Genomic DNA, 20,798 nt, shown 5'->3' on the forward strand with positions numbered 1-20,798 from the left:
GGAACATGGGGATGCCCTTTTATACCTTGCGCCCCGTCTGCACCCGCTTGCAGGGGCCGGGCACTGGCGCGCTCCGCGTGGCAGGGTTAACGTTCGATTCAGTCCATTCACCGGATTGCCTGCATGGGGAAGCTGATGGCGTTGTTGTCGATCCACCGTTTGTTCACCGGCCTGGTGGCCACGTCCCTCGCTTTGCTGTTGCCACCGCTCGCGGCGCAGGAGCGTCCGATCGCCTTCACCGGCGCCACCGTGCTGCCGATCAGCTCGCCACCGGTGGAAGATGCAGTGCTGCTGGTGCACAAGGGACGCATCGTCGCGGTGGGCCGTGACGTCGCGATTCCGGCCGATGCCGAGCGCCGCGCGCTGGATGGCAAGGTGATCATGCCCGGCATCGTCGATACCCATTCGCACGTGGGCCAGGTCGCCGGTGCCGATGGCAGCGGCGCGATCCAGCCCGATGTGCGTGCGCTGGACTCGATCAACGTGCGCCACAGCGGCATCGCCAAGGCGCGCGCCGGCGGCGTCACCACGGTCAACGTCATGCCCGGCTCCGGGCACCTGCTCTCCGGGCAGACCCTCTATCTCAAGCTGCGTCCGGCGACCACCATCGAAGACCTGACCATCCGTCTGCCCGACGGCAGCCACGCCGGCGGGGTGAAGATGGCCAACGGCACCAATCCGATGCGTCGCGAAGGGCCGTTTCCCGGCACCCGCGGAAAGTCCGCGGCGATGATGCGCGCCGCGCTGGTCGCCGGGCGCGAATACTGCGCGCGGCCGCCCAAAAGCCGCGATCTGGCCAAGGAAGGACTGTGCGACATCCTCGCGCGCAAGCGGGTGGTGCATTTCCACACCCACCGCCACGACGACATCATGACCGTGCTGCGGCTGGCGCGCGAATTCAACCTAAAGGTGGTGATCCAGCACGGCACCGATGCGTGGATGGTGGCCAACGAGATCGCGGCAGCGGGTGTGCCGGTGTCCTCGATCGTGCTCGATGCACCCGGCGGCAAGCTCGAAACCATGGATTTCTCGCTGCAAAGCGGCGCCGTGCTGGAGCGCGCGGGGATCCTGACCGCGTTCCACAGCGATGACCCGATCACCGATTCACGTCTGATGCTGCGCTCGGCGGCACTGGCGGTGCGCGGCGGCATGTCGCGCGATGCGGCGCTGCAGGCGCTGACCCTGAGCGGCGCGAAGATGCTGGAGCTGGACGCGCGCATCGGTTCGCTGGAGGCGGGCAAGGACGCCGACTTCATCGTCCTCGACGGCGATCCCTTGAGCGTGTACAGCAAGGTGCAGCAAACCTGGGTGGAGGGACGCCTGATGTTCGAACGCAGTCGGCCCGAGGACGCGCTGCTGGCCGAAGGTGGCTGGGGCGCGAGCCGTGACGGCATCGCCTGGGACGTGATCATGATGGAGGACGGGCATTGAACGCGCGCATCCTGTTGACGGGCCTGGCCCTGCTGTGTCTGGCCTTGCCGGCCGCCGCGCGCGATGTGGCGGTGCGTGCGGGCCTGCTGCACACCATGGAAGGCGAGCCGATTGCCGATGGTGTGGTGCTGATCCGCGACGGACGCATCGCCGCGGTCGGCCCGGCGGCGACTGTGACGATTCCCGAAGGCATCGAGGTGCTGCAGGCGGCGGTGGTGACGCCGGGCCTGATCGATGCCCATTCGGTGGTCGGCCTTGCCGGCTACATGAACCAGCCGCATGACCAGGATCAGCTGGAAGCCTCCGTCCCGGTGCAGCCGCAGTTGCGCGCCATCGACGCCTACAACCCGCGCGAGCCACTGGTCGGCTGGGTACGCGAGCTGGGCGTGACCACGCTGCACACCGGGCATGGCCCGGGCGCACTGGTCAGCGGGCAGACCATGCTGGTCAAGACCCGTGGCAACAGCGTGGAAGCCGCGCTGCTGCGGCCGCGGGCGATGATCGCCGCCGAGCTCGGCCCCGGCGCGCTGGCCGAGCGCGGCAAGTCACCGGGCACCCGCGCCAAGCAGATGGCGCTGTTGCGTGCGGCGCTGATCAAGGCCCGTGATGGCGCGGGCAAGACATCGGGCACCGCCGCCGGCGAGTCCCGGCGCAGCGCGGCCAGTGCCGATTCGGAGCAGGCCTGGGAAGAGGAAATGGGCCTGCAGCCCGAAGCCGAGCCGCAGCGGCGCCGTGGCGAAGAGCCATCGGCGGGCAGCCGCGACCTCGAACAGGAGGCCTGGCGCGCGGTGTTGCAGCGGCGCATACCGCTGCTGATCACCGCCTGGCAGGCGCAGGACATCATGAGCGCGCTGCGGCTGAAGGACGAATTCGGCATCGACATCGTGCTCGATGGCGCCGCGGAGAGTTACCTGCTGCTGGACGCGATCAAGCGCAGCGGTGTGCCGGTGCTGCTGCATCCGAGCATGGCGCGGCAAAGCGGCGAGCTGCAGAACGCCAGCTTCACCACTGCGGCCAGGCTGCACCAGGCCGGGATTCCGTTCGCCCTGCAATCGGGCTACGAGGGCTATGTGCCGAAGACGCGGGTGGTGCTGTGGGAGGCGGCGATCGCCGCGGCCAACGGCCTGCCGCGCGAGGCGGCACTGGCAAGCATCACCCGCGACGCCGCGCGCATCCTCGGCATCGAACGCCGGGTGGGTTCGCTGGCGGCGGGCAAGGATGGCGATCTGGTGCTGTTCGATGGTGACCCGTTCGAGTACGGCAGCCACGTCATCGGCGTGGTGATCGAGGGTGAGGTGGTCAGCCGCGCCCGGCGCTGAGCCGGACGCGGCAGGCCTCCGCGGAGGCGAGCGCCTCGCGCGCGTTGGCAGCAGGCTCAGCGGGATTTCGCCGCCTGCTGTTCGACCAGGGTCTTGATCGCCGCGGGCAGCTCGAACACCGCGTCATCGGGCGCGCTCTGCTCGATGCGGTCCAGTGCCAGGATCTGCTGCTGGCCCATCGAGGTGATTTCGATCCGGGTCGCGACCGGATAGCCGCCGATCTCGCGGTATTCCTTGATCACCGCGGTGGTCTCGATCTCGCCCATCGGCGAGGGGGTCTTGCCGCCACTGGCCAACAGCAGGCCGTCATCGACGCCATAGCAATCCCAGCTTTCGCGCCCGGATTTCCATTCGATGCGCACCTTCCAGCACGCCTTGCCGTCGAATTCGGCGCGCCCTTCGCCATGCATCGCCTCGACGAAGGCATCGCTGCGGGCAAGTGCGTCCGGGTCGGCGTTCTCCAGCTCGCGGGCACGCTCGACGCCTTCCAGCAGGCGCGGGCCCTGGAACGGATCCATCGCCCACACCACGTCACCATTGATGCCCGAGCGGATCTCGCCGATGCCCGGCAGCTCGACCTTCGCGCTGATCTTGTCCCTTCCGTTGGCGAACGCCTGCATCGCCCCGCTGACGTTGGCGGCGGGCATGCTGAAGGTGCCGTAGGCGGAGCGAATCCCGCGTCGGGTGACCTCCTCCATGCCGCCCAGCGCCTCGATGTAGCGGTCAACCACCGCGCGCGGCGAGGGGGCGCTTTCGTCGGCCAGCAGCGTGGCCGGGAACACGGCACAGGCAAGGGCCAGTGCCAGCGGGAGGGATTTCATTTTCATCGGGTCATTCCTTTGCAGTGGAGGGAGACAACGGAGTGGGCGCGCGCAGCCATGCCAGCGCGGCCTCGAGGGCGCGATCGTGGCCGGCGCGCAACGAGGCAGCGCTGTCGCTTGCGCTGATGTCGGGCTGGATGCCGCGGCCTTCCAGGCGCTCGCCATCAGGTGCAACGAGGTCGGCCACCGCGTACAGCAGCTGGTCGCCGGAGGGCAGTCGCGCGATCTGCGAGGGCAGGGCCATGCCGGAGGAGGCGGTGCCGACGATGGCCGCACGTCCGGCGACCTGCATCCCCGAGGCGAACACTTCCGAGGTGCTGGCCGAGTGGCCGTCGATCAGGATCGCCAGCGGGCCGGTGTACGGTTCGCGCGGGGTGCCATCGTCACCCACCCGGCGCGGCAGGGCGGGCAGGCGCGCGGCGGAGCCGCCGGCGCGGATCTCGCCCAGCGGGGTCGCGGTTTCCACCAGCCAGCCGCCGACGCCCATGGCGGTGCCGATCACGCCGCCGGGGTTGCCGCGCAAGTCGATCAGCAGCCGACCGCAGTCGCGCACCTGGTCAAGTGCGCGCGGGAACGCTTCGGCCAGCGCCGGGGCCCAGACGTTGAAGCGGATCAAGCCGACACAATCGCCGGGATCGCCCAGACGGCTCGATTCCAGGTGGAACATCAATGGCGGCAGCATCGGCACGTTGACCAGGGTGCCCGGGGTCGGGCCCGGCTCGAGGCGCAGCTCGTGCGGCTGGTCGTCGGCATCGCGCAACTGCAGGCGCGCCGGGGCCGCCGGGGATTGTGCGCCCAGGCGTGCGCGCACCAGCGCCTCCAGACGTTGGCGCGGCAGGCGCTGGTGGTCGGCGGGCAGTTTCAGGAGCTTTTCCAGTGCCTCGCCCAGATGGACGCCATCCACCGTTTCGATGCGCCAGCCGGGGCGGATGCCTGCCTGCGCCCCGGCCGAATCCGCGCGCACGCGCACGATGCGCATCGCGTCATCGATGATGCGGGCCTCGATGCCGCTGTCATGGAAGCCGGGTGCGATCGGTGCCGCGGATTGTTCCTGCGCCTGTTGCAGCGAGTCGCCGAGTTCGACCAGGGTGGCCGGTATCAGGCCGAAGTGCGACTCGCCGATCTCGTCCAGCATCGCATTGATCACCCGGTGCAGGCCCTCGCGGTCGCGCACCGCCTCGGCCTGCGCACGGTAGCGCGTGCCGATGGCGTCCCAGTCCAGACCCTTGCCACGCACGTCATACGGCGATTCACCAACCAGTTTCCAGGCCGCATCGAAGCTGGCCAGTGACTGCTGCGCACTCAACGGTTGCGGGGCATCGGCAGCGACGGCTGCGCGTGGGAGGACTCCGGCCAGGGCCAGCAGCAATGACAGGACTGTGACGGGTTTCTTCATGGCAGGGGCATGCGGCAGACGGTGACAGGATCCGGCGGCAACGCCCGACTGGCAAGTGGCCATTCGGACCATGGCCAACGGCATATGCAGGCCGCGTCGCGTGGGGTTAAGTTGCGCAGTCAACCTGGCGCCCGCCCGAGCGTTGATTGGACAGTTGCCGCATGTTACGCGCGGCGCCATGTCATGCCTTCATTTCATCAGGACGAGGACCGTTCCGCTTGAACAAGACACTGCTTGCCACCGCCATTGGCGTCTGCACCGCCTTTTCGGCCCCACTTTCCGCCCATTCGCCTGCCGCCGGCGCAGGTTGCATCGACGATGCCTGCCTCGAGCGCATGCTGTTCGCAGCCGAAGCCCAGGCCGGCACTGGCAATCCGGCCGTCGCCGCTCCCCGCTTCGGCGAGTGGGGCGTGGATCTGGCCGGCATGGACCGCAACGTGAAGCCGGGCGAGGACTTCTTCGAGTACGCCAACGGGGCCTGGGCGCGCAACACGCCGATTCCCGCCGATCGTTCCAATTTCGGCGTGTTCCACGGCCTGCGCGATCTTTCCGAAGCACGCCTGCGCGACCTGGTGGAAGGCTATGCGCCGGGCAATCCGGCCAGCGATGGTGATGCCGCCAAGATCGCCGCGCTGTATCGCGGCTTCATGGACGAGGCCACCGTCGAACAGCTCGACGATGCGCCGCTGAAGCCTGAAATCGCCGCGATCGCCGCGATCCGCGACAAGGCCGGCATCGCCGCGCTGATGGGCCGCGCGAACGAGCGCTTCGGCGGCAGCTTCTTCGGCGTCGGCGTCTCCGACGACCAGCGCGACCCCGACCGCTACACCCTGTACATGAGCCAGTCCGGCCTTGGCCTGGGCGATCGCCAGATGTATCTGGAAGAGAAGTTCGCCCCGCAGCGCGAGCGCTACCTCGCCTACATGGCGCAGATGCTGGGCATGGTCGGCTGGGCGCAGCCGGAAAAGAGCGCGCGCGACATCATGGCGATGGAAATGCGCATCGCCGAGGCGCATTGGACCCGCGCCGAGAGCCGCGACCGCGACAAGACCTACAACCCGGTGCCGATGGCGGAGTTCGCCGCCTATGCCCCGGGCATGGACTGGCCGGCGTATTTCGCCGCCGCCGGGCTCGGCCACGCGCCGGTGGTGGTGGTGCGGCAGAAGACCGCGCTGCCCAAGCTGGCGCAGATTTTCGCCGACACGCCGCTGAACACGCTCAAGGCCTGGGCCGCGTTCCAGACCGCGGACAGCGCCGCGCCGCTGCTGTCCAGGCGCTTCGTCGATGCCAACTTCGAGTTCCGCAGCAAGTTCATGTCCGGCCAGCCGGAGCAGCGCGAACGCTGGAAGCGCGGGGTCGAGTACGCCGAGCGCATCATGGGCGAGGCGATCGGGCGCGACTTCGTCGCCCTGTACTTCCCTGCGGATGCCAAGGCCAAGATGGACGCCCTGGTGAGCAACGTGAAGGCGGCGATGGGTGCACGCATCGACCAGCTTGACTGGATGGGCGCGGACACCAAGCGCGAGGCGCAGGCCAAGCTGCGCAACTTCGGCCTCAAGATCGGCTACCCGGACAAGTGGCGCGATTACGCCGCGCTGGAAGTGCGCAACGGCGACGTGTTCGGCAATGCGCTGCGTGCGCAGGCATTCGAGTGGAACTGGCGTCGTGGCCGTCTTGGCGGCCCGGTCGACAAGGGCGAGTGGGGCATGACGCCGCAGACGGTGAATGCCTATTACAACTCGGTCAAGAACGAGATCGTGTTCCCCGCGGCGATCCTGCAGCCGCCGTTCTTCGATCCGGATGCCGACCCGGCGGTCAACTACGGCGCCATCGGTGGCGTGATCGGTCACGAGATCACCCACGGCTTTGACGACCAGGGCCGCAAGTCCGATGGCGAGGGCATGTTGCGCGACTGGTGGACGGCCGAGGACGCGGCCAAGTTCGAAGCCCAGGCCAGCCGCCTGGGTGCGCAGTACGAAGCCTACGAGTTCCCGCAACTGCCCGGCATGCACATCAATGGCCGGGTTTCGATGGGCGAGAACATCGCCGACCTGGGCGGGCTCAGCGTGGCACTGGAGGCCTATCGCCGCTCGCTCGGCGGCAAGCCGGCACCGGTGCTGGACGGCTTCACCGGCGAACAGCGCCTGTTCCTGGGCTGGGCCCAGGTGTGGCGCACCCTGTGGCGCGATGACGCCCTGCGCCAGCAGCTGGTCAACGGGCCGCATTCGCCGGGCCAGATCCGCGCGTTCGCCCCGCTGCGCAACATCGATGCCTGGTACCAGGCGTTCGACGTGAAGCCGGGTGATGCGCTGTACATCAAGCCCGAGGAGCGGGTGCGCATCTGGTGATTCACCGCATTGCCGCGCGAGATCGGGCCGCCGCAAGGCGGCCCGGTCGTTTCCGGCGCCGGCCCGCTGGCTGGCGGAAGGCAAGTGCGCTAGCGTGTGAGCCTCGCCATCACGGGGTGCGTCATGGGGCTGTTCCTGCTGGGCCTGGTGGTTTTCCTCGGCCTGCATTCGCTGCGAATGCTGGCACCGCGCTGGCGTCAGGCACAGCTGGCGCGGCTCGGCGAGAAGCGCTGGAAGGGGCTGTTCAGCCTGATTTCGCTGCTCGCCTTCATCGCCATGGCTTGGGGCTTTGCGCAACTCGGGCGGCAGCCGCAATGGCTGTGGCAGCCGCCGGCCTCGCTGCGCCATGCCGCGTTCGCGCTACTGGCACTGGCCTTCGTCCTGCTCACGGCGGCCTATGTGCCGCACAACGCGATCCGCGCGCGGCTGCGGCATCCGATGCTGCTCGGCACCGCGCTGTGGGCGCTGGCGCACCTGATGCTGAGCGGCAAGCTGCACATGGTGCTGCTGTGCGCGGGCTTCGCGTTGTGGGCAGTGCTCGGCTACGCCGAAGCACGGCGGCGCCCGCTGCAGGTGGATGCCGTCAATGCACGCGGGTCGATGACGCTGGTGACCATCGTGCTGGGGCTCGGCTTTTATCTGCTGTTCGCGCTGTATCTGCACCGCTGGCTGTTCGGCGTCGCGCCGCTGTAGCAGGCTGACGCGGGTTTGCGCGGCGTGCCGGCTGCCTACAATGGCGCCATGAGCAAGCCGCGTACGCGCCATCGCTTCCGCAAGTTGCATGGCATCCTGTTGCTGGACAAGGCCCGTGGCCCCAGTTCCAACCAGGCCCTGCAGCGCGTGCGCCACCTGTTCCGTGCCGAGAAAGCGGGACATACCGGCGCGCTGGATCCGCTGGCCACCGGCCTGTTGCCGATCTGCTTCGGCGAGGCGACCAAGATCGCTGGCGGTCTGCTCGGCGCGCGCAAGGCTTACGAAACCGTGGCCCGGCTGGGCGTGACCACCGATACCGATGATGCCGAAGGCGAGGTGCTGCGCCGCCGCCCGGTGCCGGCGCTGGACATCGCGCGCATCGACGCGGCGCTGGCCGAACTGAGCGGGCGCATCCGCCAGGTGCCGCCGATCTACTCCGCGCTCAAGCGAGGCGGCGAGCCGCTGTATGCCAAGGCGCGCCGCGGCGAGCCGATCGAGCTGGAGCCGCGCGAGGTCGACGTCCACGAGTTCAGCCTGCAATCGGCCGCCGACCTGCTCGATCCCGAACCCAAGCTGCGCCTGCACGTGGAATGCGGCAGCGGTACCTACGTGCGGGCGCTGGTGCGTGACCTGGGCGAGCGGCTCGGCTGCGGCGCGCACGTGGCCGAACTGCGCCGGTTGTGGGTGGACCCGTTCCGCGAGCCGCGGATGTGGACGCTGGAGGCGCTGCAGGCGATGGCCGAGCGTGGCGAGCACCATCTGGATGCCTGTCTGCTGCCGATCGAGGCCGGCATGGTGGCATGGCCGGAAGTGCGCCTGAGCGAAGCGCAGCAACTCAGGTTCGCGCAGGGCCAGCGGTTGCCGGGGCCATTCCGCCAGCGCGGCGAAGTGGCCGCCTGCGATGCCGACGGCCGCGCACTGGGCATCGCCGAAGTGGACGAGGCGGGCACGCTGCGCGGCAAACGCCTGTTCATCTGGGCCGCGGGGCAGCAAGCACCGGCCTGAGCTTCCGTTCCGGCACTCGCGCTATAGTCACGCCAGCCTGCTGCCGGACTCCTGATGAAAACCCTGAACTTTCTGCTGGCCATCGTGCTGGCGCTCGGACTGCCGGTTGCGCGTGCGCAACACGCAACCACCGACACGCCGGAAAGCGTCGTAGCGGCGATGAACACCTCGATGATGGCGGGTGACTGGAACGCCGCCGCCGCGTGGTTCGACCCGCAGGCATTGCAGGATTTCCGCGCCATGCTGGCGCCCCTGATCGAGACCACGCCCGCGGAAGCACGCGCTGCATTGCTGGGCACGCTGTTTGATGTCGAGTCGGCCGACGCGCTGTCCGGCGTCAGCGATGCGGAGTTCTTCGCCAGTTTCATGACCGGCTTGATGCGCACCAGTGGCGGCATGGTGGAAGCTGCCCAGATCATCGGCAGCGTGGCCGAGGGTGACGATCTGCGCCATGTGGTGACCCGTTCCACCGCCAGCGCGCAAGGTGTGCGCGTCAGCAGGATGGATGTGGTCAGCCTGCGCAGGACGCCGCAAGGCTGGCGCGCCTTGCTCAAGGGGGACATGACCGGCCTGGTCGAGGCACTGAAAGCGCAGGCGCAACAGGCCGCCGGACAGGGGCCGGACTGAAGCCGGCGCATGATCCGCGGCACTGCAACGCCGATGCATACATGCCGCGCCTTGCCGCGTGGGGCGGCAGCGGCTACAATTTGCGCGCCGTTTTCACGGCAACACTCACCTTTCGTTCACGGCGAACCCGCGGTGCGTCCCGTCTAGTTTTGGCGTGGGATGTTCCTGCCGGTTTCGCATCTTCCCAGAGAGACATCATGTCCATCGACACCGCCAAGATCATCGAAGACAACAAGCGTGGCGCCAACGACACCGGTTCGCCGGAAGTCCAGGTCGCCCTGCTGACCGCCCGCATCCAGCAGCTCACCGAGCACTTCAAGGTGCACAAGCAGGACCACCACAGCCGTCGCGGCCTGCTCAAGCTGGTCAACCGCCGCCGCAGCCTGCTCGACTACCTGCATCGCAAGGATGCCGAGCGTTATCGCGCGCTGATCCAGAAGCTGGGCCTGCGTCGCTGAGACCCGTACCGACCGCGGCGCCATCCAGCGCCGCGGTTTGTTTTGTGCGACATCCGCAACATCGCAGCATCGTTCCACCCAAGGCAACATCATCGCGCCGCGCGGGCAGGGGTCCGCCGGTTCATCCGCAGGAATCATCAGGAAACACAGTGTCCAAGATCACCAAGACCTTCCAGTACGGCGGCAAGACCGTCACCCTCGAAACCGGCGAAATCGCCCGTCAGGCCGGCGGCGCGGTCATGGTGTCCTGCGATGGCACCGTGGTGCTCGCCACCGCCGTGGTGGCCAAGGCCGCGCGCGAAGGCCAGGACTTCTTCCCGCTGACGGTGGACTACCAGGAGAAATTCTACGCCGGCGGCCGCATTCCCGGCGGCTTCTTCAAGCGCGAAGGGCGCCCGACCGAGAAGGAAACCCTGACCAGCCGACTGATCGACCGCCCGATCCGCCCGCTGTTCCCCGACGAGTACCGCAACGAGGTGCAGATCATCGCCACCCTGATGTCGCTGAACCCGGAAGTGGAAGGCGACGTGCTGGCGATGATCGGTGCCTCGGCGGCACTGGCGTTGTGCGGCAGCCCGTTCCAGGGCCCGATCGCCGCGGCCCGGGTCGGTTACAAGAACGGCCAGTACCTGCTCAACCCGACCGTCTCGCAGATGGAAGGCTCGGAGCTGGATCTGGTGGTCGCCGGCACCCGCGATGCGGTGCTGATGGTCGAATCCGAAGCCAGGGAGCTGTCCGAAGACGTGATGCTGGGCGCGGTCATGGCCGGGCATGGCGAACTGCAGGCGGCGATCGCCGCGATCAACGAGATGGTCGCCGAAGCCGGCGTCACCGCCGCCGAGTGGGAAGCCCCGCCGAAGCACGAAGGCATGGTCGGCGAGCTGGTGCAGAACATCGGCGACAAGCTCAAGCAGGCATTCCAGATCATCGACAAGCTGGATCGCCGCGACGCGATCAACGTGCTGCGCCAGGACATCGCCGACCACCTCTCGCCCAAGGCCGAGGCCGAGGGCTGGAAGATCGCCGACCTGTTCAAGGAGTTCGGCGAGCAGGAATACCAGACCATGCGCCAGTCGGTGCTGAGCACCAAGAAGCGCATCGACGGTCGTGGCCTGGCCGATGTGCGCCCGATCAGCGTCAAGGTCGGCGTGCTGCCGCGTGTGCACGGCTCGGCGCTGTTCACCCGCGGTGAAACCCAGGCGCTGGTGGTGACCACGCTGGGCACCGCGCGCGACGGCCAGATCATGGACGACGTCGGTGGCGAGTGGAAGGAGAACTTCCTGTTCCACTACAACTTCCCGCCGTACTCGGTGGGCGAAACCGGCCGCTTCGGCGCGCCCAAGCGCCGCGAGATCGGCCATGGCCGCCTTGCCAAGCGCGGCGTGCTGGCGATGATGCCGAGCCTGGAGGAGTTCCCGTACACGGTGCGCGTGGTGTCGGAGATCACCGAGTCCAACGGCTCCTCGTCGATGGCCTCGGTCTGCGGCTCCTCGCTGGCGCTGATGGATGCCGGCGTGCCGGTCAAGCGTCCGGTGGCGGGCATCGCCATGGGCCTGGTCAAGGAAGGCGACGACTACGTGGTGCTGTCGGACATCCTGGGTGACGAGGATCACCTCGGCGACATGGACTTCAAGGTGGCCGGCTCGGAGCGGGGCATCACCGCGCTGCAGATGGACATCAAGATCCAGGGCATCACCGAGGAAATCATGCGCACCGCGCTGGCGCAGGCGAAGGACGGCCGTTTGCACATCCTCGGCGAGATGGCCAAGGCGCTGACCGCGCCGCGCGAGGAGCTGTCCGAGTACGCCCCGCGCCTTTTGACCATCAAGATCCACCCGGACAAGATCCGCGAGGTGATCGGCAAGGGCGGTGCCACCATCCAGGGCATCACCAAGGAAACCGGCACCCAGATCGACATCCAGGACGACGGCACCATCACCATCGCCTCGGTCAACAATGCCGCGGCGATGGCCGCCAAGGCGCGCATCGAGCAGATCACCTCGGACGTCGAGCCGGGCAAGATCTACGAAGGCAAGGTCGCCAAGATCATGGACTTCGGCGCCTTCGTCACCATCCTGCCGGGCAAGGACGGCCTGGTCCACGTCTCGCAGATCTCCAACGAGCGCGTGGAGAAGGTCGGCGACAAGCTGAGCGAAGGCGACGTGGTCAAGGTCAAGGTGCTGGAAGTGGACAAGCAGGGCCGCATCCGCCTGTCGATGAAGGCGGTCGAGGAAGGCGAGGGCGTCAGCGAGTAATCGCGCCGATCGGCATGCGCCACTTCAGAAAACGGCGGGCTTCGGCCCGCCGTTTTCGTTTGCGCCGCCCGTGCTGCCGCATCAATGCATGTGTGGCTGAGCGCTTGCCGATGCGGCATGGCAAGGGGTAGGGTGATCGCCGTATTCCCGAGGAGCAGGTGCATGGCCGGCAACAGCGAACTGGATCGATTCGTGCGTGATGCACTGCTGGCCGGGCAATCGCGCGAAGCGATCCGCTCGGCGTTGCGCGAGGCCGGCTGGAGCGACGAGCAATTGGCCGGGGTGCTGGACGACTGGGCCGAAGTCGATTTCCCGGTGCCGGTGCCGCGCCCGCGCGCATCGCTGTCGGCGCGCGATGCCTTTCTCTACCTGGTGCTGTTCTCGCTGCTGTATTTCCTCTGCTACCACCTCGGCAGCCTGCTGTTCGACCTGATCAATGCGGCCTTGCCCGATGCCAGCGAGCGCGACTATGCCTTCTTTGCCTCGACCCGCTTTTCCACCGCCTCGCTGATCATCGCCTTCCCGCTGTTCGCCTGGCTGGCCGCGCGCCTGACCCGCGAGACCGAGCGGGCGCCGATCAAGCGCTTCTCGCCGGTGCGGCGCTGGCTGACCTACCTGACCCTGTTCGTCAGCGCGGCCGCGATCATCGGTGACCTGACCGCGCTGGTGTACAACCTGCTCGGCGGCGAATTGACCCTGCGCTTCGTGCTCAAGGTGCTGGTGGTGGGCATGATCGCCGGCAGCGTGTTCGGCTTCTATCTGCTGGACCTGCGCCGCGAGGAAGGCAGCGCGCCGGCGGTCAATGCGCTGGGCCGGCGCCTGCTGATCGGTGCCGGCATCGCTGCGGTCGGGGCGCTGATCGGCGGCTTCCTGCTGATGGGCAGCCCGGCCACGCAGCGCGACCAGCGCATGGACATGCGCCGCATCGGCGACCTGCAGGATCTGGAAAGCGCGATCCGCAGCCATTACCGCAGCCACGCCGCACTGCCTGAAAGCCTCGAGGCACTGGCCGAACGCCCCGGCCTCGGCCTCAGCCTTGCCGATCCGCAAACCGGTGAAGCCTACGGTTACGTGCGCGAGGACGACGGGCGCTTCCGCCTGTGTGCCAGCTTCGTCACCGACAGCGGCGAGCGCCGCGGCGGTCGCCGCGTGGTGCCGGTGCGTGTGGACTGGGCGCATGGCATCGGCCGCACCTGTTTCGACCGCCGCATCGAGGCCGCCGACCGCGCCAGGGCACGCGAGGCGCAGGAACCGCCCGTGGACTGATTCAGTCCGCTTCCGTTCCTTGTGGCGAGCCGAAGCGCAGCGATGGCTGGCTGACGTCCTCGTCCTCGAAGCCGGCCAAGCCCACGCCGACCAGCCGGTACAGGGTGCCGGCGGGCAGGTCCACGCGCTGGCGCAGCGCACCGGCAATCGCGGCCAATTCGGCGGCATCCGCGGGTGGCTCGGAGCCGGTCAGCGAGCGGGTCAGATTGCGGAAGTCGGCAGTCTTGAGCTTGAGCACCACGGTGCGCGCATGCCGCTGCGGACGCCGCTCGCGCTCGCGCTGGTAGCCGGCCCAGGTCTTTGCCGCCAGCTGCGTGATCGCATCGTCCAACGCTTGCAGTGGCAGGTCCTCGGCAAAGGTGTCTTCGCTGCTGATCTGCAGCGGTGCACGCTCCGGTTCGACCGGGCGCAAGTCGATGCCGTGCGCCAGCTGGTGCAGGCGCCGGCCCCAGCGGCCGAACTGCTGCTCCAGCCATTCGGCATCGCAGGCGCGCACGTCGGCGCAGGTGGCAAGGCCAAGCGCCTTGAGCCGGTTTTCGGTGACCTTGCCCACGCCCGGCAGGCGGCCCAGCGGCAGGGTCGCGAGGAAGGCATCGACCTGGTGCGGCTTGATCACGAACTGGCCATCGGGCTTGTTCCAGTCGCTGGCGATCTTGGCGAGGAACTTGTTGGGTGCAATCCCGGCCGAGGCGGTCAGCCGGGTTTCGGCACGAATCTCGTCGCGGATGCGCCGGGCGATGGCGGTGGCGCTGCCCAGGTCCTGCTTCGGCCGGGTGACGTCCAGATACGCCTCGTCCAGCGACAACGGCTCGATCAGGTCGGTATGGCGGGCGAAGATCGCGCGGATCTGCCGCGATACCGCCTTGTAGCGCGGGAAGTCCGGTGGCACGAACACCGCCTGCGGGCACAGCCGCTCGGCGCGCAACGCCGGCATCGCCGAGCGCACGCCGAAGCGTCGCGCCTCGTAACTGGCCGCACAGACCACCGAACGCGCACCGCGCCAGGCCACCACCAGCGGCCGGCCGCGCAGCGTCGGATCGTCGCGCTGCTCGACCGAGGCATAGAACGCATCCATGTCCACATGGATGATCTTGCGGGGCACGGGCATGCCTTCATTGTCGCCCAAACCCCGCCTGCACAACGCTGAAGCGGCGTGCACGGAGCCGGCGCTATGCTGCCGGCAGGCCTGTCTCCGGATCGACGATGAAACAACGCCACTTCTCGATGTTGCGCGAATTCCACCTCGCCGACTGGTTCACCCTGGCCAATGCGTTCTGCGGCACCGGGGCGATCTTCGCCGCGATGCGCTACCTGCAGGACGGACAGCGCGACATGTTGCTGTGGGGCATGGCACTGATCCCGCTGGCTTTCATTTTCGATGCGCTGGACGGCCGCGTGGCGCGCTGGCGCAAGGTGGCTTCGACCCTGGGCCGGGAACTGGATTCACTGGCCGACGTGATTTCCTTCGGCGTCGCGCCTGCCGCGCTGGCCTATGCCTGCGGCATGCAGGGCGGCTGGGACTGGGTGGTGCTGAGTTACTTCGTCGGCTGCGGGGTGTCGCGTCTGGCGCGTTACAACGTCACCGCCGAGCAGCTGGCGGGCGATGAAGGCAAGGTGCCGTATTTCGAGGGCACGCCGATCCCGACCAGCCTTGCGCTGGTGGTGGTGCTGGCCATCGCCGCCTGGCAGGGTGCGATCGGCGAGCACCTGTGGGGCGGCGTCGTGCGCCTGGGGCCGTGGCAGTTGCATCCACTGGTGCTGATGTTCGCGCTGTCGGGCTCCTTGATGATCAGCAAGACCCTGCGCATTCCCAAGCCGTGAGCGCGGAGAAGTGCGGCGAAGGTCGCAATCGGCGCGTGATCGCTGCGTGCTAGCATCCGGAGCAAACCGAACGGAGCGAGCTGATGCAAGCGGATTGGCCTGGTGATTTCGAGGCATTGGCCCGGCAGTACTGGAGCGGGTGGAACCAGATGATGCGCCAGGCGGCGGGCGGCGATGGCGGCTCGCCGTTCGCGTCAGGTGGTTTCTCGATGCCCGGCTTCGGATCACCTGCCTTCGCCGGCTCGCCGTTTGCCGCCGGCATCGGCGGCGCCATGCCGCCGATGGGAGCCTGGCAGCAAATGCTCGGCCAATGGGCGCGCATGGCCTCGGCGCTCGGCGCACAACCTGCACAGGCGGGCATGGCCGGCACCGTGCATGACACCTTGGGCCGTTTCCAGGCCCAGGCCGGTGACTGGTTCGCACGCATGCAGGTGTTGTCGGCACAGCTTGCCGGTCAGGCGCTGTCCGCCAGCGAGATCGCCGAGCGCTGGAAGGCGATGTTGCAGGACAAGGGCGGCAATGCCTGGCTGGAAATGTTCCGTGCCATGCAGTCGCCGCAGATGCATGGCTTCGAACACTGGTACGAGGGCGTGCAACCGATGCTGGCGCAATGGCGCGCCGAAGCACGCGATTGGCTCGACATGCCCACCTTCGGCGTGACGCGCGAACACCAGGAGCGTCTGCAGCGCCTGTTCCAGGCCCAGCTCGACTACCAGGACCGCCTGGCCGAGCACAATGCGCTGCTGGCCAAGTCGAGCGAAGAGGCGTTTCGTCGTTTCGAGGAACTGCTGGCACGTCATGAAGCGCCGGGCGAGGAAATCACCAGCGCACGGGCCTTGTTCGACCTGTGGATCGATGCGGCCGAAGATGCCTTCGCGAAGATGGCGCTTTCGCCCGATTACCGTGATGTCTACGGGCGCATGGTGAATACGCAGATGCAACTGCGCCGGGACGTGCAGGGCGAGATCGAGCGCTTCTCCGGCATGCTCGGCATGCCCACGCGCACCGAGATCGAGGCGGCGCACCGCAAGATCGCCGAACTGGAGCGCGCGCTGCGCCGCCTGCAGCGCGGCGAAAGCGCGGACGCGCCACGACGGACAGCACCTGCGCGCAAGACGCCGGCGCGCAAGGTCGCGACCCGGAAAGTGGCCAAGAAGGCCGGCAAGCAGGTAAGCAAGGTGGCCAAGGCCGCTGCAAAGCAGCCGGCGGCCCGCAAGACCGCGGCCAAGCGCAGCCCGGTACGCAAGAAGGCCGCGAAGGCCGTGAAACGGAGCCGTTGAAATGAAAAGCCCGCTCAAGCTGACCCCCGAGGAACTTGCCAACGAAGCCCTGCGCATCCAGGCCAAGCTGGCCGCGGGGCTGGAAACGCTGCGCGAGGTGGATGACTTCGATTACGGTGCCACCGAGCGTGAAGAGGTCTGGCGCGACGGCAAGACCGTGCTGTACCGCTTCGTCGGCCCCAGGGCGCCGACCGCGCGGGTGCCGATCCTGGTCAGCTATGCGCTGGTCAACCGGCCCTACATGATCGATTTGCAGGACAACCGTTCACTGGTGCGCGGCCTGCTGGAGCGCGGCGAGGACATCTACGTCATCGACTGGGGCTACCCGGACCGCTCCGACCGCTGGCTTGATCTGGAGGACTACATCCAGCGCTTCATCGGCGGCGCGGTCGATCATCTGTGCGAGGCGCATGGCGTCTCCGGCGTCAACCTGCTCGGCATCTGCCAGGGCGGGGTGCTGGCGCTGTGCTATGCCGCGCTCAATCCGCACAAGGTGCGCAACCTCATCACCATGGTCACGCCGGTGGACTTCCAGACCCCGGACAACATGCTTTCCAACTGGACCCGCGGGCTCGACATCGACCTGTTCGTGGACACGCTGGGCAACGTGCCGGCCGACCTGATGAACTGGTCCTACCTGATGCTCAAGCCGTTCCGTCTCAATCTGCAGAAGTACGTCGGCATGCTCGACATCCTCGACGACGCCAAGGCGATGGAGGATTTCCTGCGCATGGAGAAGTGGATCTTCGATTCGCCCGATCAGGCCGGCGAAGCCTTCCGTCAGTTCATCAAGCAGTTCTACCAGGCCAACGGTTTCATCAATGGTGGGGTGCGGATCGGCGGGGAAGATGTCGATCTCGGTTTCGTCGACATGCCGGTGCTCAACATCTTTGCCGAGCAGGATCATCTGGTGCCGCCGGATGCCTCGCGCCCGCTGAAGGATCTGGTCGGCAGCGAGGACTACACCGAGATGAGTTTCCGCGGTGGCCACATCGGCATCTACGTGTCCAGCCGGGCGCAGAAGGAAGTGCCGGAAACGATCCACCGCTGGCTGCGCGCACGCTGAGCCGTGGCGTCCGCTTGCACGTGCTGCAGGTGCGGATGCGCGCGCATTGCCGCGGCGCGCGGATGGCTGGCATCGCGGCGTGATGGCGACGGCTGCATGCACGGGTCAGGTGCCACAGGCGGCCTGACCGTTTGCAACACCGTCCCGCCCGTGTCCCGTCACGCCGTTTGCACTTGGTGATGCGGCGTCTCGGCAGCATCCTGTTGCACATCCTTGGCGTGCTCTGGGCCACGCCCAATACCGTACTTGGCCTGCTTGCCGGGCTGCTCGCGCTGCCTTTCGGCGCACGTCCGCGCTGGTCCGCGCGCGAGCTGGCGCTGGTGTTCGAGCACTACCCTTGGGGGCCGGGCGGAGCGATGACACTGGGCAATTGCATCCTCGCCACCGACGGTGCACTGGACGCGCAATGCCTGACCTATGCCCATCGCGCCGGCCACTGCGAGGAGCCGCGCATCCGCCTCGGCGACCACGAGCGCGCGCATGTGCATCAGGCAATGCTGCTGGGCCCGCTGTTCCTGCCACTGTACCTGCTGCTGGGCGGCATCAGCGCGCGCAATCCGCTGGAGCGCGCCGCCGACCGCTACGCCGCCACCGGCCGCGGCTGGTGGCCATGGTGGCCGGCGCGGGATTGATCGCGACCGGGTACTCGCGCATTGCTGCGTGAGCGCCGACATGCCGACGCGGCTGCAAGTGGCAGCCAAGGCAGGGAGAGGATGTTGCAGGCATCGCCGGCCACGGCGACGAAGACAGGCGCATGGGCCTGGTGCCGGAGGCGGGACTCGAACCCGCACGCTTTCAAGGGCGGCGGATTTTGAATCCGCTGCGTCTACCAGTTCCGCCACTCCGGCGCGGAGGGCAAGTATAGCGGCGCGCGGGCGCCATGGGTGGGTGTCGCGATCGAATCGGTGACTCAGGCCGCGGCGTCCAGTTGCAGCGAGCGTTCGGCGTGGCGGTACCAGCCGGGGCCGCGCGGGCTCGGTGCGAACACGCCGCAGGCGGTCATCGGTTCGGCATAGATGTGCAGCGAAACGGCGACTTCGTCGGTGCTCGGGTTGCGGATGGCGTGGTACTCGTGCGGCGGGATCAGGCTGCCTGCCGAGCCCGGCCCGGCGATCAGGCTGCCGGTGTCGATGAAGCGCACGTCATCGCCCTCGCGCTCGACCGGATCGTACTGGGTGATTTCCAGCTGCCCGTTCCACACGCCTTCCACGCACCACAGGCCGGCGTGGTCGTGGATCGGCGTGCCCTGTTCCGGGCCCCAGGTCATGGCGACGATGGCATAGCCATGCTCGCGGCTGCGATGCAGTTCGCGACGCGCATAGCGGTCGGGCAGGGCATCGTGGATGCAGGCCGGCAGGTGCACCGCTTGTTCGCGCATCAAGGTGCACAGGTTGTGGCGCAGGCGCTGCACGATGGCCGGGCAGTTGCCCAGTGCGACCGCATCATCGACCGCGGCGATCAACCGCTCGCGGCCGGGGAAATCGGTGAGGGAAAGAGCTTGGGCAGGCATGCAGGCAGTGTAGCAAGCCACACCACGGGCTCAATCGGCGCCCAGTTCCAGCCGTACCGGTGTACTTGCCGGCAGGGTGATGCGCACGGGCGCGGATTCGATGTCGCCCTCGCCGCGCTCGACGCTGCCGCTGGCCGACAGGCGCGCGCTGACCTCGACTTCGCGCACCTGCGAGAGCGTGCGCGTGGGCATCGGGCTGTCGCCATCGCCCAGGGTGATGCTCGCCGGCAGCTCGGAAAGCCGCAGGCGTCGCGCAGCGACCGGCATCGGCGCGCCGCCGGCTTCACGCACGCTGACGAACACCACGCTGTCGGGGCCAAGGTCGCTGCGTGCAGCCAGGGCCGGTGCCAGCCGCACTTCGATCGGCAGGCCGGCTTGGTCGCTGGCGGATTCTTCCGCCAGCGGCGGCAGGCCGGCTTCGCGGCGGGCGTCATTGATCTGCTCGCGCAGTGCCGTGGCGGCATTGCCGCTGGCACCGGCGAGCAGCGGCTCCCAGGTCGCCGCGGCATCAGCGGGGCGACCGGCCTGGCGTTGGCTCACGCCGAGGTACAGGCGTGCGCGTGCATGCTGCGGCTGCAGGCGCAGCGCCTGTTCCAGCCACGCCACCGAGGTGGCATCGAAATGACGATCCTCGCGCGCCCGCGCCCGCACTTCGGCGGCCTCGACCAGCACGTCGGGATTGTCCGGCTGCAGTTCCGCCGCGCGGGCGAGTGCACGTGCGGCATCCTCGACCTGGTCTTCGGCAAGGTGCATATGTCCGAGCACGCGCCAAGCCTCGGCATCGTCGGGTACTTCGGCAAGCCGCTTCTCCAGCAGGGCGCGTGCTTCGGCGGGTGTTTCGGGCGGGCGCAGGTTGTCCGGATTCAGCGCATCCGGAGTTCCCAGGGTCCAGTAGAGCAGGGCGCTGCCGCTGAGCAGCACGACGGCAAGGCCGAGCACCGTCGCGCGATCGCCGCGCAGCGGGCGCAGCACCAGGCCCAGGGTGAGCACGGCCAGCACGGCAGCGGCGGCAATGAACAGACCCATGCTCACCACTCCTGATCCGGCTCGGGCGTCGCCGGCGTGCGTCGGGCATGGCGCTGCAGCAGCTTCCACAGCAGGAATCCGCCGGCCAGCAACAGCAGCAGCGGGCCGAACCAGAGCAACAGCGTGGCCCCTTGCAGGCGCGGCTTGTACAGCACGAATTCGCCATAGCGCGCGACCATGAAATCGCGGATCTCGGCATCGGTCTTGCCCTGGCGCATCAGCGCCAGTACCTCGTTGCGCAGGTCGCGGGCGATGTCGGCGTTGGAGTCGGCCAGCGACTGGTTCTGGCACATCACGCAGCGCAGCTCATGGGTGAGGTTGCGGAAGCGCACCTCCTCGAACTCGTCGCGGAATACCGGCGGTGCCAGGTCGCCCTGCACCTGGGCCAGGGCAGCCGCGCCACCGAGCATGGCGAACGCCAGCAGCAGGGAGGCGATCAGGGCGTGCGGCTGGCGCAGGATGCGGGCGATCATCTT

At 68.1% G+C, this 20,798-nt stretch carries 19 protein-coding genes and 1 tRNA gene; 13 read left to right on the forward strand and 7 right to left on the reverse strand.

The features are described 5' to 3' along the window. The first annotated feature begins 123 nt into the window (after nt 1-123). Both ACW11F_RS02375 and ACW11F_RS02380 read left to right on the forward strand, forming a co-directional pair. Nucleotides 124-1,431 carry an amidohydrolase family protein gene (locus ACW11F_RS02375; protein ID WP_456995311.1) on the forward strand — a complete coding sequence of 436 codons (1,308 nt, stop codon included), beginning with the start codon at nt 124-126 and terminating at the stop codon, nt 1,429-1,431. Further along, nucleotides 1,428-2,750 (forward strand): amidohydrolase family protein, encoded by a 1,323-nt coding sequence (locus ACW11F_RS02380; protein WP_456995312.1) that lies wholly within the window; start codon nt 1,428-1,430, stop codon nt 2,748-2,750. The genes ACW11F_RS02375 and ACW11F_RS02380 overlap by 4 nt, the downstream gene beginning before the upstream one ends. Before the next feature lie 56 nt (nt 2,751-2,806). Here the strand turns inward: ACW11F_RS02380 and ACW11F_RS02385 are convergent, their stop codons facing one another. Beyond that, on the reverse strand, nt 2,807-3,577 hold the full coding sequence (locus ACW11F_RS02385) for a hypothetical protein (RefSeq protein ID WP_456995313.1): 771 nt from the start codon (nt 3,575-3,577) through the stop codon (nt 2,807-2,809). Nucleotides 3,578-3,581: 4 nt separating this feature from the next. Continuing rightward, nucleotides 3,582-4,967, reverse strand: coding sequence for a S41 family peptidase (locus ACW11F_RS02390; RefSeq protein WP_456995314.1), 1,386 nt, complete (start codon nt 4,965-4,967; stop codon nt 3,582-3,584). Between the two features lie 218 nt (nt 4,968-5,185). Here ACW11F_RS02390 and ACW11F_RS02395 point away from each other — a divergent pair, with 218 nt between their 5' ends. The 7 genes from ACW11F_RS02395 (at nt 5,186) to ACW11F_RS02425 (ending at nt 13,619) form a co-directional block, all read left to right on the forward strand. After that, nucleotides 5,186-7,315: a M13 family metallopeptidase gene (locus ACW11F_RS02395; RefSeq protein WP_456995315.1), complete on the forward strand. Its 2,130-nt coding sequence runs from the start codon at nt 5,186-5,188 to the stop codon at nt 7,313-7,315. A 123-nt stretch (nt 7,316-7,438) separates the two neighbouring features. Then, entirely contained in the window at nt 7,439-8,008 is a 570-nt protein-coding gene (locus ACW11F_RS02400; protein WP_456995316.1) for an NnrU family protein, read from the forward strand. 48 nt (nt 8,009-8,056) lie between these two features. Then, on the forward strand, nt 8,057-9,013 hold the full coding sequence (gene truB, locus ACW11F_RS02405) for a tRNA pseudouridine(55) synthase TruB (protein ID WP_456995317.1): 957 nt from the start codon (nt 8,057-8,059) through the stop codon (nt 9,011-9,013). Between the two features lie 54 nt (nt 9,014-9,067). Then, nucleotides 9,068-9,640, forward strand: coding sequence for a hypothetical protein (locus tag ACW11F_RS02410; RefSeq protein WP_456995318.1), 573 nt, complete (start codon nt 9,068-9,070; stop codon nt 9,638-9,640). A gap of 197 nt (nt 9,641-9,837) precedes the next feature. Continuing rightward, entirely contained in the window at nt 9,838-10,098 is a 261-nt protein-coding gene (gene rpsO / locus ACW11F_RS02415; RefSeq protein ID WP_456995319.1) for a 30S ribosomal protein S15, read from the forward strand. Between the two features lie 149 nt (nt 10,099-10,247). After that, nucleotides 10,248-12,353: a polyribonucleotide nucleotidyltransferase gene (pnp, locus tag ACW11F_RS02420; RefSeq protein WP_456995320.1), complete on the forward strand. Its 2,106-nt coding sequence runs from the start codon at nt 10,248-10,250 to the stop codon at nt 12,351-12,353. Between the two features lie 162 nt (nt 12,354-12,515). Beyond that, complete coding sequence (locus ACW11F_RS02425) at nt 12,516-13,619, forward strand: DUF5671 domain-containing protein (protein WP_456995321.1); 1,104 nt, start codon at nt 12,516-12,518, stop codon at nt 13,617-13,619. A gap of 1 nt (nt 13,620) precedes the next feature. On the opposite strand, the gene dinB is transcribed toward ACW11F_RS02425, so the two are convergent. Then, nucleotides 13,621-14,727 carry a DNA polymerase IV gene (gene dinB / locus ACW11F_RS02430; protein ID WP_456995322.1) on the reverse strand — a complete coding sequence of 369 codons (1,107 nt, stop codon included), beginning with the start codon at nt 14,725-14,727 and terminating at the stop codon, nt 13,621-13,623. 95 nt (nt 14,728-14,822) lie between these two features. On the opposite strand from dinB, the gene ACW11F_RS02435 reads away from it, so the two are divergent. From ACW11F_RS02435 to ACW11F_RS02450, 4 genes are all read left to right on the forward strand, one after another. Continuing rightward, nucleotides 14,823-15,440 (forward strand): CDP-alcohol phosphatidyltransferase family protein, encoded by a 618-nt coding sequence (locus ACW11F_RS02435; protein ID WP_456995323.1) that lies wholly within the window; start codon nt 14,823-14,825, stop codon nt 15,438-15,440. An 83-nt stretch (nt 15,441-15,523) separates the two neighbouring features. Next, on the forward strand, nt 15,524-16,720 hold the full coding sequence (phaE, locus tag ACW11F_RS02440) for a class III poly(R)-hydroxyalkanoic acid synthase subunit PhaE (RefSeq protein ID WP_456995324.1): 1,197 nt from the start codon (nt 15,524-15,526) through the stop codon (nt 16,718-16,720). A 1-nt stretch (nt 16,721) separates the two neighbouring features. Then, nucleotides 16,722-17,786, forward strand: coding sequence for a class III poly(R)-hydroxyalkanoic acid synthase subunit PhaC (locus ACW11F_RS02445; RefSeq protein ID WP_456995325.1), 1,065 nt, complete (start codon nt 16,722-16,724; stop codon nt 17,784-17,786). 179 nt (nt 17,787-17,965) lie between these two features. Next, nucleotides 17,966-18,418, forward strand: coding sequence for a hypothetical protein (locus tag ACW11F_RS02450; RefSeq protein WP_456995326.1), 453 nt, complete (start codon nt 17,966-17,968; stop codon nt 18,416-18,418). 129 nt (nt 18,419-18,547) lie between these two features. Here the strand turns inward: ACW11F_RS02450 and ACW11F_RS02455 are convergent. From ACW11F_RS02455 to ACW11F_RS02470, 4 genes are all read right to left on the reverse strand, one after another. Then, nucleotides 18,548-18,634 (reverse strand) — tRNA-Leu (locus tag ACW11F_RS02455). A gap of 62 nt (nt 18,635-18,696) precedes the next feature. Continuing rightward, on the reverse strand, nt 18,697-19,296 hold the full coding sequence (locus tag ACW11F_RS02460; protein WP_456995327.1) for a cysteine dioxygenase: 600 nt from the start codon (nt 19,294-19,296) through the stop codon (nt 18,697-18,699). A 30-nt stretch (nt 19,297-19,326) separates the two neighbouring features. Further along, a complete protein-coding gene (locus ACW11F_RS02465) occupies nt 19,327-20,322 on the reverse strand; it encodes a tetratricopeptide repeat protein (RefSeq protein ID WP_456995328.1) in 996 nt (331 codons plus the stop codon). A 2-nt stretch (nt 20,323-20,324) separates the two neighbouring features. Next, on the reverse strand, nt 20,325-20,732 hold the full coding sequence (locus ACW11F_RS02470; RefSeq protein WP_456995870.1) for a cytochrome c-type biogenesis protein: 408 nt from the start codon (nt 20,730-20,732) through the stop codon (nt 20,325-20,327). Between the last annotated feature and the right edge of the window lie 66 nt (nt 20,733-20,798).

Source organism: Luteimonas sp. e5 (assembly GCF_054031035.1).

Bases quoted from the DNA above. Each gene is read 5' to 3' on its own strand.
- ACW11F_RS02375 (WP_456995311.1), top strand. From the start codon at position 124: ATGGGGAAGCTGATGGCGTTGTTGTCGATCCACCGTTTGTTCACCGGC.
- ACW11F_RS02385 (WP_456995313.1), bottom strand. From the start codon at position 3,577: ATGAAAATGAAATCCCTCCCGCTGGCACTGGCCCTTGCCTGTGCCGTG.
- ACW11F_RS02390 (WP_456995314.1), bottom strand. From the start codon at position 4,967: ATGAAGAAACCCGTCACAGTCCTGTCATTGCTGCTGGCCCTGGCCGGA.
- ACW11F_RS02400 (WP_456995316.1), top strand. From the start codon at position 7,439: ATGGGGCTGTTCCTGCTGGGCCTGGTGGTTTTCCTCGGCCTGCATTCG.
- truB (WP_456995317.1), top strand. From the start codon at position 8,057: ATGAGCAAGCCGCGTACGCGCCATCGCTTCCGCAAGTTGCATGGCATC.
- ACW11F_RS02410 (WP_456995318.1), top strand. From the start codon at position 9,068: ATGAAAACCCTGAACTTTCTGCTGGCCATCGTGCTGGCGCTCGGACTG.
- rpsO (WP_456995319.1), top strand. From the start codon at position 9,838: ATGTCCATCGACACCGCCAAGATCATCGAAGACAACAAGCGTGGCGCC.
- ACW11F_RS02425 (WP_456995321.1), top strand. From the start codon at position 12,516: ATGGCCGGCAACAGCGAACTGGATCGATTCGTGCGTGATGCACTGCTG.
- dinB (WP_456995322.1), bottom strand. From the start codon at position 14,727: ATGCCCGTGCCCCGCAAGATCATCCATGTGGACATGGATGCGTTCTAT.
- ACW11F_RS02435 (WP_456995323.1), top strand. From the start codon at position 14,823: ATGAAACAACGCCACTTCTCGATGTTGCGCGAATTCCACCTCGCCGAC.
- phaE (WP_456995324.1), top strand. From the start codon at position 15,524: ATGCAAGCGGATTGGCCTGGTGATTTCGAGGCATTGGCCCGGCAGTAC.
- ACW11F_RS02445 (WP_456995325.1), top strand. From the start codon at position 16,722: ATGAAAAGCCCGCTCAAGCTGACCCCCGAGGAACTTGCCAACGAAGCC.
- ACW11F_RS02450 (WP_456995326.1), top strand. From the start codon at position 17,966: ATGCGGCGTCTCGGCAGCATCCTGTTGCACATCCTTGGCGTGCTCTGG.
- ACW11F_RS02460 (WP_456995327.1), bottom strand. From the start codon at position 19,296: ATGCCTGCCCAAGCTCTTTCCCTCACCGATTTCCCCGGCCGCGAGCGG.
- ACW11F_RS02465 (WP_456995328.1), bottom strand. From the start codon at position 20,322: ATGGGTCTGTTCATTGCCGCCGCTGCCGTGCTGGCCGTGCTCACCCTG.
- ACW11F_RS02470 (WP_456995870.1), bottom strand. From the start codon at position 20,732: ATGCTCGGTGGCGCGGCTGCCCTGGCCCAGGTGCAGGGCGACCTGGCA.